14 protein-coding genes are annotated in these 11,589 nt (G+C 73.4%); 4 read left to right on the top strand and 10 right to left on the bottom strand.

The window, feature by feature from the left end:
* Positions 1-88: 88 nt before the first annotated feature.
* Both ACWEN6_RS21730 and ACWEN6_RS21725 read left to right on the top strand, forming a co-directional pair.
* Positions 89-724 carry a TIGR03085 family metal-binding protein gene (locus tag ACWEN6_RS21730; protein WP_452572238.1) on the top strand — a complete coding sequence of 212 codons (636 nt, stop codon included), beginning with the start codon at positions 89-91 and terminating at the stop codon, positions 722-724.
* A gap of 286 nt (positions 725-1,010) precedes the next feature.
* Entirely contained in the window at positions 1,011-1,172 is a 162-nt protein-coding gene (locus ACWEN6_RS21725) for a hypothetical protein (RefSeq protein WP_354845994.1), read from the top strand.
* A 184-nt stretch (positions 1,173-1,356) separates the two neighbouring features.
* On the opposite strand, the gene ACWEN6_RS21720 is transcribed toward ACWEN6_RS21725, so the two are convergent.
* The 9 genes from ACWEN6_RS21720 to hisD form a co-directional block, all read right to left on the bottom strand.
* Positions 1,357-2,778, bottom strand: a complete 1,422-nt coding sequence (locus ACWEN6_RS21720; RefSeq protein WP_452572236.1) for an LppU/SCO3897 family protein — start codon at positions 2,776-2,778, stop codon at positions 1,357-1,359.
* Between the two features lie 200 nt (positions 2,779-2,978).
* A complete protein-coding gene (gene hisF, locus ACWEN6_RS21715; protein WP_452572234.1) occupies positions 2,979-3,749 on the bottom strand; it encodes an imidazole glycerol phosphate synthase subunit HisF in 771 nt (256 codons plus the stop codon).
* Positions 3,746-4,468, bottom strand: a complete 723-nt coding sequence (gene priA, locus ACWEN6_RS21710) for a bifunctional 1-(5-phosphoribosyl)-5-((5-phosphoribosylamino)methylideneamino)imidazole-4-carboxamide isomerase/phosphoribosylanthranilate isomerase PriA (RefSeq protein WP_452572232.1) — start codon at positions 4,466-4,468, stop codon at positions 3,746-3,748. Before priA ends, hisF begins: the two co-directional genes overlap by 4 nt.
* 4 nt (positions 4,469-4,472) lie before the next feature.
* On the bottom strand, positions 4,473-4,811 hold the full coding sequence (locus tag ACWEN6_RS21705; protein WP_452572230.1) for a hypothetical protein: 339 nt from the start codon (positions 4,809-4,811) through the stop codon (positions 4,473-4,475).
* 96 nt (positions 4,812-4,907) lie between these two features.
* Positions 4,908-5,540: an imidazole glycerol phosphate synthase subunit HisH gene (gene hisH / locus ACWEN6_RS21700; protein WP_452572228.1), complete on the bottom strand. Its 633-nt coding sequence runs from the start codon at positions 5,538-5,540 to the stop codon at positions 4,908-4,910.
* On the bottom strand, positions 5,531-5,686 hold the full coding sequence (locus ACWEN6_RS21695) for a hypothetical protein (protein WP_354845977.1): 156 nt from the start codon (positions 5,684-5,686) through the stop codon (positions 5,531-5,533). Before ACWEN6_RS21695 ends, hisH begins: the two co-directional genes overlap by 10 nt.
* Positions 5,683-6,303, bottom strand: a complete 621-nt coding sequence (hisB, locus tag ACWEN6_RS21690; RefSeq protein WP_354845974.1) for an imidazoleglycerol-phosphate dehydratase HisB — start codon at positions 6,301-6,303, stop codon at positions 5,683-5,685. The genes ACWEN6_RS21695 and hisB overlap by 4 nt, the downstream gene beginning before the upstream one ends.
* Entirely contained in the window at positions 6,300-7,451 is a 1,152-nt protein-coding gene (locus ACWEN6_RS21685; protein ID WP_452572226.1) for a histidinol-phosphate transaminase, read from the bottom strand. The genes hisB and ACWEN6_RS21685 overlap by 4 nt, the downstream gene beginning before the upstream one ends.
* Entirely contained in the window at positions 7,448-8,752 is a 1,305-nt protein-coding gene (hisD, locus tag ACWEN6_RS21680; protein WP_452572224.1) for a histidinol dehydrogenase, read from the bottom strand. The genes ACWEN6_RS21685 and hisD overlap by 4 nt, the downstream gene beginning before the upstream one ends.
* A gap of 101 nt (positions 8,753-8,853) precedes the next feature.
* On the opposite strand from hisD, the gene ybaK reads away from it, so the two are divergent.
* Positions 8,854-9,354 (top strand): Cys-tRNA(Pro) deacylase, encoded by a 501-nt coding sequence (gene ybaK, locus ACWEN6_RS21675; RefSeq protein ID WP_452572222.1) that lies wholly within the window; start codon positions 8,854-8,856, stop codon positions 9,352-9,354.
* Positions 9,355-9,393: 39 nt separating this feature from the next.
* Complete coding sequence (locus tag ACWEN6_RS21670) at positions 9,394-10,806, top strand: amidase (RefSeq protein ID WP_452572220.1); 1,413 nt, start codon at positions 9,394-9,396, stop codon at positions 10,804-10,806.
* Here ACWEN6_RS21670 and ACWEN6_RS21665 read toward each other — a convergent pair.
* Positions 10,803-11,540, bottom strand: a complete 738-nt coding sequence (locus ACWEN6_RS21665) for a hypothetical protein (RefSeq protein WP_452572219.1) — start codon at positions 11,538-11,540, stop codon at positions 10,803-10,805. The genes ACWEN6_RS21670 and ACWEN6_RS21665 overlap by 4 nt on opposite strands.
* Between the last annotated feature and the right edge of the window lie 49 nt (positions 11,541-11,589).

Here is an 11,589-nt window from a genome sequence, read left to right as displayed (position 1 = left end):
CCACCTTGGACGTCACCCCAGGGCGGGCCGATCGGCCGGGCACGGGCCTTGTTAGGGTGATCAGAACGACGCAGTTAGGGTGATCAGGATGACGCACTCACGCACCGAACGCGCCGCACTCTGTGACCTCCTCGACCACCTCGGACCCGACGCCCCGACGCTCTGCGCCGGATGGGCGACCGCCGACCTGGCCGCCCACCTCGTCCTGCGCGAGCGCCGCATCGACGCCGCGGGCGGCATCGTCCTCAAGCCGCTCGCCGGCTACACCGCCCGGGTGCAGGAGGGCGTCAAGTCGGGCCGGAGCTACCCCGAGCTCGTCGACGCCGTCCGCCAGGGCCCGCCCCCATGGTCGCCGTACGGCTTCCTGCCCGGCGTGGACGCGCTCGTCAACACCCTTGAGCTGCTGGTCCACCACGAGGACGTCCGACGGGCCCAGCCCGGCTGGGAGCCGCGCGAGCTGCCGGCCGACCTCACCGAGACCGTGTGGAAGCGGGTATCGAGCGGCGCCCGCATGATGCTGCGCCGCTCACCGGTCGGGGTCGTGCTGCGACTGCCCGACGGGCGCAAGGCGGGAGGCAAGAAGGCCGAGCCGCACGTCATCGTCACCGGGGAGCCGGTCGAGCTGCTGCTGTTCGCCTTCGGCCGGCAGGAGCACGCCCGCGTCGCCTACGAGGGCGACCAGACCTCCATCGACCGCCTCCGCCAGGCCCACCTCGGCGTCTGACGCCAGACCCACCCCGGCGTCCGGCAGCGGCCCGGCACAGCCTCCGACTCCGGCCTGGCACGGCATCCGGACCCCACCCGGCACGGCATCGGACTCCGGCTCGGCGCGACGGAACCAGGCGGAGCCGGTGTTCGTTCGACGGTTACGGCCGTCTGGCGGCGGTTACCGCACGGGCGGACCATGCCTGGCTATGATCAACATGGGAGCGGCGCACGACCGCTCCCGCAGATCGGGCGTCCCACCGTTCCGGTAGGACCACGCCACAGCAGCAGCGGGAGGATGTCCGATGAAGACAAAGAAGGTGCTCACCTACCTCGCCATCGCCTTCGTGGTCTTCTACCTGTACTCGCGGCCCGCCGAGGCCGCCACGGCGGTGAAGGGCGTCTTCGACGGCATCACCACCGGTGCCGGTCAGCTGGCCCTGTTCTTCTCCCGCCTCACCGGCTGAGCCACGCCCCAACCAGCGTCCCCCCATGACCTGGCGCCGGACGCTTCGGATTCGCCGACCTCCAGCGCCGTGACCCGCGACCGTCAGCCAGGTCACCCGCCGCACACGGCGCCGGACCCGCCGTCCCCCTTCCCACCGACCCGACGCCTGGCATCGGGCCCGGCGGAGGTGAGTGGTCGGGACGTCAGCTCTTCTTGTTCATCGGGACCAGGCAGAGGATCCAGCCGGCGCCGCCGGTCTTGCTGCCTTCCCAGTAGGCGGAGGTGACCTTCTTGTCGCGGCACATGGTGAGGTTCTTGTCGGCGTCGAACTGCGCCTCGGTCTTGCCCTCGACCCGCTGGGAGACCTTCCACTCGACGGTGGCGTCCTTGCAGTTGACGACCTTCAGGGTGTTCTCGCTCTGGCCGGACATGCAGTCGCCCACGTGGGCGATGCGCGGGGCGCCGGTGACCTGGTCGCCGACCGCGCCGACGCCCTCGCGCACGGCGAAGATGCCGCCGAATTTCACCAGCGCGATGATGACGAAGAGGCCCACCGCCCCGAGCGCGCTCAGCAGCTTGCCGAACTTCTTCTTCTTCTTGGCCGGGGCGGCCGTGGGCTCGGAGGGCTGCCACTGGCCGGCGCCGCCCTGCTGGGCGTAGGGGTCCTGGCCCGTGGTCTGGCCGTACGCGCCGTACTGCTGCTGGGACTCCTGCCCGGCCTGCCCAGCGCCCTGCTGGTAGGGGTCCTGAGCCTGGTAGGGGTCCTGAGCCGTGGCGCCCTGCGAGGGGCGTTCCTGGACCTGGGTCTGCTGGTGGGAGTCGGCGGCCTGCTGGTATCCGCCGTAGCCCGGCTGGGCCTGCTGAGCCCCATAGCCCTGCTGGTCCTGCCCCCCGTAACCCTGCTGGTCCTGCCCCCCGTAACCCTGCCCCCCGTAACCCTGCCCGCCGTAGCCTTGCTGGGCGCCGTAGCCCTGCTGAGCCGCGTATCCCTGCTGGGCGCCCTGAGCCTGCTGGGCGCCGTAGCCCTGCTGGTCCTGTCCGCCGTAACCCTGCTGCGCGCCATAACCGGTCTGCGCGCCATAGCCCGGCTGGGTGCCATGCCCCTGCTGGTCCTGCGGGCCCTGCTGGTCCTGCAGGCCGTAGCTCTGCTGCTGACCGTAGGCCTGCTGGGCGCCGTAGTTCTCCTGCGCGCCGTGACCCTGCTGAGCCCCATAGCCCTGCTGGGCGCCGTAGCTCTCCTGCGCGCCGTAGCTCTGCTGGGCGGCGTAGGGATCCTGCTGGCCGGAGTAGGCGCCCTGCTGTCCCGGGTAGGCGCCCTGAACTCCGGGGTACCCGCCCTGCCCGCCACCGTAGGCCGCCTGCTGGTGCCCGTCCTGTGCCGCGCCGCCGTACGGGGCCGGCTGCTGATGGGCGCCCTGCTGGGCGCCGTAGCCCTGCCCCAGAGGGTCATGACCCGGGTAGGTCTGTCCCGCGGCGGCGCCCTGCTGGAACGGGTCCTGCGGCGCGCCGGCTCCGTACTGCGGAGAGGTCTGCTGCGGGTAGGACCCCTGCTGGTGCGTTCCCTGATAGGGCGAGCCCTGCTGATAGGGCGAATCCGGCTGCTGCGGATTGGAGGGAGAGGTCACGGGACATCCTTGTGTCTGCGGGCACCATAGGAGAACCCGCACGACCGTAGCGGATCATCACCCGCCTTGCGATGACATTCCACCATGCGAGCAGGTTTGGACCGCTCCCAAGTTGGGTAGACGGACCCGCCGGGTCTCCGCCCCCGTGGAGCACGAGGACCAAGACGACGACCGGCGGGCCGGACGGGTCAGCGGACGGGTCAGCGGACGGGGTGACCGACCGCGCGCAAGGTGTCCTTGACGTCGGCGATCTTGAGCTGGCCGAAGTGGAACACGCTCGCCGCCAGCACCGCGTCGGCGCCCGCCGCCACGGCCGGCGGGAAGTGGTCCAGCGCGCCCGCGCCGCCGCTGGCGATGACCGGCACGGTCACCGCCGCCCGCACCGCCCGGATCATCGCCAGGTCGTACCCGTCCTTGGTGCCGTCCCCGTCCATGGAGTTCAGCAGGATCTCCCCCACGCCGAGATCCTGCCCGCGCCGTGCCCACTCGACGGCGTCGATGCCCGTGCCGCGCCGCCCGCCGTGCGTGGTGACCTCGAAACCGGACGGCGTGGGCGGGCCGTCCACGACCCGCCGGGCGTCCACCGACAGCACGACGCACTGGGCGCCGAACCGGCGCGAGGCCTCGGTCAGCAGCTCGGGACGGGCGATGGCGGCGGTGTTGAGCGACACCTTGTCGGCGCCGGCGCGCAGCAGGCGGTCGACGTCCTCCACGGCCCGCACTCCCCCGCCGACGGTCAGCGGGATGAACACCTGCTCGGCCGTCCGGCGCACCACGTCGATCATGGTCCCGCGGTCGCCCGAGGATGCGGTGATGTCCAGGAAGGTCAGCTCGTCGGCGCCCTCGGCGTCGTAGCGGCGCGCCAGCTCGACCGGGTCGCCGGCGTCCCGGAGGTTCTCGAAGTTGACGCCCTTGACCACCCGCCCGGCGTCCACGTCCAGGCAGGGGATGACCCGTACGGCGACGCTCATGCCCGCACCGCCGACAGCGCCTCCTCCAGCGTGAACGCCTGCGCGTACAGCGCCTTGCCGACGATCGCGCCCTCCACGCCCTCGGGGACCAGCGTCGACAGCGCCCGCAGGTCGTCCAGCGAGGACACCCCGCCGCTGGCGATCACCGGCTTGTCGGTGCGGGCGCACACCTGGCGCAGCAGGTCGAGGTTCGGCCCGCGCAGCGTGCCGTCCTTGGTGACGTCGGTGACGACGTAGCGGGGGCAGCCGTCGGCCTCCAGCCGGTCGAGCACCTCCCACAGGTCGCCGCCCTCCTTCGTCCAGCCGCGCGCGGCCAGCGTGGTGCCGCGCACGTCCAGGCCGACGGCGATGCGGTCGCCGTGCTCGGCGATGATCTTCGAGCACCAGGCCGGGTCCTCCAGCGCGGCGGTGCCGATGTTGACCCGGCGGCAGCCGGTGGCGAGGGCCGCCGCCAGCGAGGCGTCATCGCGGATGCCACCGGACAGCTCGACCTGGACGTCCAGCGCCGCCACGACCGAGGCCAGCAGCTCGCGGTTGGAGCCCCGGCCGAACGCGGCGTCCAGGTCCACCAGATGGACCCACTCGGCGCCCGCCCGCTGCCAGGCCAGCGCCGCGGCGAGCGGGTCGCCGTAGGAGGTCTCCGTACCCGCCTCGCCTTGCACCAGGCGCACGGCCTTGCCGTCCGCGACGTCCACTGCGGGCAACAGCACCAGCGACATTGTTCTAGGACCTCCGGTCGAATACGACGGTGACGAGCACCGGCAGCAGCAAAAGGGACAACACCAGGACGCCCACCCGGGCCGCCCAGCCGTCGAGCAGCAACCACGCGCCGGCCTGGACCAACACGAACAGCATCGCCACGACGGCGTTCTGCGCCTTGTGGCGCCGGGCGATCACGCCGCCTTGGCGCGCGACGCGAATCGGGCGGGGCACCGCCGCGGCCAGCCGGGCGCGCAGCCTGCGCCACCTGGCCCGCCGGGCCTCACGCTCGGCGCGCAGTGCGGCCTGACGGGCCTGCTCGGCCTCCCGCTCGGCGCGGCGGCGCGCGCGCTCCTTGCTCACCCGATCACCGCTAACCCGGTGAGCACGTGTGACTCGGTGAGCACGTGTGACCTGGCGAGCACGTGGCCGCCGGCCGTGACGACGCCGGACGGGATCTCACAGTGTGCCTACCCAGTTCCGCAGCAGGACCGCACCGGCGTCCCCGGACTTCTCGGGGTGGAACTGGGTGGCCATGAGCGGGCCGTTCTCCACCGCGGCGACGAACGGCACGCCGTGCTCGGCCCAGGTGACCAGAGGCTGGCGGAACCCGTCGCCCGCCTGGAGCTCGAACTTGCGCACCCCGTAGGAGTGGACGAAGTAGAAGCGCGTGGAGTCGTCCAGCCCGTCGAACAGCACCGAGCCCTCGGGCGCCTGCACGGTGTTCCACCCCATGTGGGGCAGAACGGGCGCGTCCAGCCGCTCGACGACGCCCGGCCACTCGCCGCACCCCTCGGTGTGCTCGCCGTGCTCGACCCCCTCGGCGAACAGGATCTGCATGCCGACGCAGATGCCGAGGACGGGACGCCCGCCGGCCAGGCGGCGTCCGATGATCTGTTCGCCGCGCACGGCCTTCAGCCCGCGCATGCAGGCCGAATAGGCGCCGACTCCGGGGACGACCAGGCCGTCGGCCTCCATCGCGGCGTCGCGGTCGGCGGTCACCGTGACCTCGGCCCCGGTGCGGGCCAGCGCCCGCTCGGCCGAGCGCAGGTTGCCCGAGCCGTAGTCGAGGACGACGACCTTCACCACCACAGCACCCCCGCGGTGATCGACAGCGCGGCGCCGACGCCGCACACGACGGCGCCGACGCGCATGCCTTGCTTGACGAAGGAGACGACCCCGCCGATCAGGAACAGGCCCAGGAAGACCATGGCGACGGCGGTCCCGTTGGAGCTCACAGGACCCCCTTCGTGCTCGGGACGCCGGTGGCGCGCGGGTCGCGCTCGCTGGCGGCGCGCAGCGCACGGGCCAGCGCCTTGAACTGCGCCTCGACGATGTGGTGGGCGTTGCGCCCGTAGGGCACGCGCACGTGCAGGCAGATCGCCGCCTGGGCGACGAAGGACTCCAGGATGTGCCGGGTGAGCGTGGTGTCGTAGTCGGGCCCGATCATCGGGGCCATGCCCTCGGGCTCGGCGTGCACCAGGTAGGGGCGGCCGGACAGGTCGACGGTGACCTCGGCCAGCGACTCGTCCAGCGGGCACGAGGCGTTGCCGAACCGCCGGATGCCCGACTTGTCGCCCAGCGCCTCGCGGAACGCCGCGCCCAGGGCCAGGGCGGTGTCCTCGATGGTGTGGTGGGAGTCGATGTGCAGGTCGCCGTCGGTCTTGACCGTCAGGTCGAACAGGCCGTGCTTGCCGAGCTGGGCGAGCATGTGGTCGAAGAAGCCGACCCCGGTGGACACCTCGACCTTGCCGGTGCCGTCCAGGTCGACCTCCACCAGCACCGAGGTCTCCTTGGTCGTACGCTCGACGCGGCCGACCCTCGGCCTCGGCGCGCCCACGGCGGGACTGGTCACGCGATTTCCTCCGGTTCGTCGCCTCCGGGGATCCCGGAGGCGGGGATGACGTCTGACACGGCCAGCACGGCCGTCATGGCCTCGTGGAAGGCGGCCATCTCCTCGGTGGTGCCGACGGAGACGCGCAGCCACTGCGGCGGGCCGACCTCGCGGATCAGCACGCCGCGCGCGAGCAGCGCCTCCCAGACCGCGCGGCGGTCGGGGAAGCGGCCGAACAGCACGAAGTTGGCGTCGGAGTCGGCGACCGACAGCCCTTGCCCGCGCAGCCGCGCCACACAGGCGTCACGCTCGGCGCGCAGCCGGTCGACGGTGCCGAGCAGCTCGTCCTGGTGGGCGAGGGCGACCCGCGCCGCCGCCTGGGTGAGCGTGGACAGGTGGTAGGGCAGGCGCACCAGCAGCAGCGCCTCGATCACCGCCGGGTCGGCCGCGAGGTACCCGAGGCGCGTGCCGGCCATGGCGAACGCCTTGGACATGGTGCGGCTGACGATCAGCCGCGGGTTGCCGGGCAGCAGGGTGAGCGCGCTCGGCGTGCCGGTGCGGGCGAACTCGAAGTAGGCCTCGTCGACCACCACCATGCCCGGCGCGGCCTCCACGACCCGCTGGATCGCCTCCATCGGCAGGGCGGTGCCCGTCGGGTTGTTGGGGCTGGTCAGGAAGACGATGTCGGGCCGGTGCTCCTCGACGGCGGCCACGGCCTTCTCGGGGTCCAGGCCGAAGTCGTCCTCGCGGGCGCCGGCGATCCACCGGGTGGAGGCGCCGGTCGTGATGATCGGGTGCATGGAGTACGACGGCTCGAACCCCATGGCCGACCTGCCGGGCCCGCCGAAGGCCTGCAGGATCTGCTGGAGCACCTCGTTTGAGCCGTTGGCCGCCCACACCTGCCCGGGCGTCAGGCCGTGGCCGAGGTAGGCCGCGAGGTCCTCACGCAGGGCGACGGCGTCGCGGTCGGGGTAGCGGTTGAGCTCGGCCGCGTCGCGGCGCACCGCCTCGGCCAGGGCGTCCACCAGCCCGGCGGAGGGCGGGTAGGGGTTCTCGTTGGTGTTCAGCCGCACCGGCACGTCGATCTGCGGCGCGCCGTACGGCGAGCGCCCGCGCAGGTCGTCGCGGATCGGCAGATCGGCCAGGCGCGCCCGGCCCGCCCCGGTCACCGGGCACCGCCGTCGAACCGCACGCGCACAGCGGCGCCGTGCGCCGGGAGATCTTCGGCCTCCGACAGCGCGTACACGTGGCCGGCGGCCTCCGCCAGCGCCTCGCGCGAGTAGTCGACCACGTGGATGCCGCGCAGGAACGACTGCACCGACAGCCCCGAGGAGTGGCAGGCGCAGCCGCCGGTCGGCAGCACGTGGTTGGACCCGGCCATGTAGTCGCCCAGGGACACCGGCGCGTACGGCCCGATGAAGATCGCGCCGGCGTTGCGCACCCGCGCGGCGACCGCGTGGGCGTCGGCGGTCTGGATCTCCAGGTGCTCGGCGGCGTAGGCGTCGACCACCCGCAGGCCGTCATCCAGGGAGGACACCAGCACGATGCCCGACTGCCGGCCCGACAGCGCCTCGGTGATGCGCTCGGAGTGCTTGGTGGCGGCCACCTGCGCGGGAAGCTCGCGCTCGACCGCGTCGGCCAGAGCCTCGCTGGTGGTCACCAGCACCGCGGCGGCGATCACGTCGTGCTCGGCCTGGCTGATCAGGTCGGCGGCCACGTGGGCCGGATCGGCGGTGTCGTCGGCCAGCACGGCGATCTCGGTGGGGCCGGCCTCGGAGTCGATGCCGATGCGCCCCTTGAGCAGGCGCTTGGCGGCGGCCACCCAGATGTTGCCCGGGCCGGTGACCATGGTGACCGGCTCGCACTCTTCGGTGCCGTAGGCGAACATCGCCACGGCCTGCGCGCCGCCGACGGCGTAGACCTCCTCGACCCCGAGCAGCTCGCACGCCGCCAGGATGGTCGGGTGCGGCAGCCCGTCGAAGTCGGCCTGCGGCGGCGAGCTGACCGCCAGGGACGCCACCCCGGCCTCCTGGGCGGGCACGACGTTCATGACGACGCTGGAGGGGTACACGGCCCTGCCGCCCGGCACGTACAGGCCCACGCGGTCGACCGGGACCCAGCGCTCGGTGACCGTGCCGCCGGGGACGACCTGGGTGAGGGTGTCGGTGCGGCGCTGGTCGCGGTGCACCATGCGGGCGCGGCGGATGGACTCCTCCAGCGCGGCGCGCACGGCGGGGTCGAGCCCGTCCAGCGCCCGGGTGAGGGCCGCGGCGGGCACGCGCGTGGAGCCCAGCTCGACGCCGTCGAAGCGGGCCGTCCACTCCCGTACGGCGGCCACCCCCCTATGGCGCACGTCGTCGCACAGGGGCCGCACCTTCGACAGGGCGGCCTCGACGTCGAGCTCGGCGCGGGGCAGCACGTCGCGCAGGTTGCCCGGCAGGGAACCGCGCATGTCGATACGGGATATCACCGGACCAGTCTACGGAGGGTGGCGGCCCGCTCCGGCGAACGTCCGGCATTCGGGACGAATCCTTTACATTGTAGATTTTACCCGGCCGCTAGGCTTGGGCCGTGAGCAAGACCAAGAGCAAGGGAGGCCAGGGCACTCCCGCCACCGTGGCCCTGGTCAAGGCCGGGGCCGAGTTCACCCTCCACCCCTACGACCACGACCCGAACGCCCAGGCCTACGGCGAGGAGGCCGCCGACGCCCTCGGCGTGGCCTACGAGCGCATCTTCAAGACGCTGGTCGCCGAGGTCGAGTCCGGGCTCGCCGTCGCGGTGGTGCCGGTCGCCGGCAAGCTCGACCTGAAGGCGTTCGCCGCGGCCCTGGGCGGCAAGCGCGCCGCGATGGCCGACGCCGCCAAGGTCGAGCGGGTCACCGGGTACGTCGTCGGCGGCATCAGCCCGCTCGGCCAGCGCAAGGCCCTGCCCACGGTGGTCGACGCCTCCGCGATGGACCTCCCGACGATCTACTTCTCCGCCGGCCGCCGGGGCCTGCAGATCGAGACCTCCCCCGCCGACCTCATCCGCCTCACCGGCGCCGTCACCGCCCCCATCGCCAAGGCGCCCTGACCCCACCCCTCCGCGAACTCCCACACCGAGGAGCGAAGGTTGAGCGAGCTGTTCTACTTGTCCGCCGTCGAGATGCTGCGTCTGCTGCGCGAGCGGCAGGTCGGCGCGGCCGAGCTGACCGAGGCGCACCTGCGGCGCATCGACGAGGTGGGCGGCGAGGTCAACGCGATCGTCACGCTCACCGCCGACCGGGCGCTGGAGGAGGCCCGGCGGCTGGACGAGGGCTGGGCCCGCGGCCACTGGCAGGGCCCCCTCCACGGCCTGCCCATCGCGTTCAAGGACCTCACCGACACCGCGGGCATCCGCACCACCTACGGCTCGCCGCTGTTCGCCGGCCATGTGCCGTTCGCCGACGCGCTGGTCGTCCGCCGCGCCCGCGCGGCCGGCGCGGTGACGATCGGCAAGACCAACACCCCCGAGTTCGGCACCGGCTCCCACACCGTCAACGAGATCTTCGGCGCCACCCGCAACCCCTACGACACCGGCAGGAGCGCGGGCGGCAGCAGCGGCGGGGCCGCCGCCGCCCTCGCGGCCGGCCTGGTGCCGCTGGCCGACGGCTCCGACATGGGCGGCTCCCTGCGCAACCCCGCCTCGTTCTGCAACGTCGTCGGGCTGCGGCCGACCCCCGGACGCGTGCCCGACGCCTCCCCGGCCGCCGCCTGGTTCACCCTCAGCGTGCCCGGCCCGATGGCGAGGACCGTCGGCGACGCCGCGCTGCTGATGAGCGTCATCGCGGGTTTCGCGCCCACCTCGCCGTTCGCGGTGCGCGAGGACGGCTCGGCGTTCGCCCGGCCGCTGGACACCGGCGTCCAGGGCCTGCGGGTGGCCTGGAGCCCCGACCTCGGCGGCCTGCCCGTCGATCCGCGCACCGCCGCGGTGACGGCGCGGGCGCCCGAGGTGCTGGCCGGCCTCGGCGCGAAGGTGGAACAGGTCCCCCTCGACCTGTCCGACGCCGAGGACGCCTTCCGCACCTACCGCGCCTGGCACTACGCGAGCACCTTCGGCGACCTGCCACGCGACCGGCTCGGCCCGAACGTCGCCTGGAACGTCGAGCAGGGGCTCAGGGTCACCGGCGCCGACCTCGCCCGCGCCGAGCGGCTGCGCAGCCGCCTGTTCCAGCGCATGAACGCCTTCTTCGAGACCTTCGACGTCCTGCTCTGCCCGGTCAGCCAGGTGCCGCCCTTCCCGGTGGAGCAGCCCTACGTCACCGAGGTCGACGGCACGCCGATGCCCGACTACCTGGCCTGGATGCGCTCGGCGTACTGGATCAGCGTGCTGCACGCACCGGCGGCGTCGGTGCCCTGCGGCTTCACCCCCGACGGGCTGCCCGTGGGCGTCCAGATCGTCGGACGACCGTGGGAGGACCTCACCGTGCTGCGGACGGCGCACGCCTTCGAGCAGGCCACCCGCCACGGCGACCGGCGTCCGCCACTCGGCTCCGCTGGCCGTTAGACCGCGCCGGGCCCCGGCGAGGGCGGGCCACCGGAACCGTCCCGGCTCTGTGACGGGCCCGCGGCACCGTCCTGGCCGTGCGAGGACGGACCGGCCGAACCGTCCGGGCCCTGGGAGGGCGGGCCATCGGAACCGCCCGAGGGCGGACCGTCCGGGCCCTGCGAGAGCGGGCCGCCGGCCGGGCGGGCGTCCTGCGGGAGGGCGTACGGCTCCCCCGCGTGGAGCTCGCCCGCGTACGGCTGGCGCAGCGGCGACTCGCGGTAGCCGTCGACCGACTCGATGATGCCGAAGACCGCCACGGCCACCAGCGGCCAGGCCAGCAGGACCCCGCGCGCCGTGACCGACAGCACGTTCACCGTGGCGCCGATGCTCGCCGAGCCCGGCACGGCCGCGGCCTGAATGATCGAGCCGCCGATCGAGGTGCCGACGCTGAGCGCGAGCCACCCGGCCAGCATGCCGCCGGCGGCCAGACCGGCCAGCAGGGCGAGCGGGCGCCCCTTGCGGGCGACCAGGTAGGCGACGATGCCGCACGCCAGCCCCGCCCCGCCGGTGATCACGGCGAACCAGCCGTCGGCCGCGATGAGGCTCTGCGTCGTGGGGTCGGCCAGCACCGGGCCGGTCTTGGTCACGACGTAGGGGGTGCGAGGGGCGAGGGCCGACCACAGGAACCCGGCCGCGATGCCGAGAAGCGCCAGCACGACGACGGTGAGCCCGAAATCTCGCGCCTGCCGCACCCGATCACCTCACCTGTCCCACCGCACTCGCGCGCGGACCACACATGGT

The sequence above is a fragment of the Sphaerisporangium sp. NPDC004334 genome, from assembly GCF_053602655.1.
The sequence above is the reverse complement of the archived record's forward strand: the minus strand, read 5'-3'. Positions and strand labels throughout refer to the sequence as shown.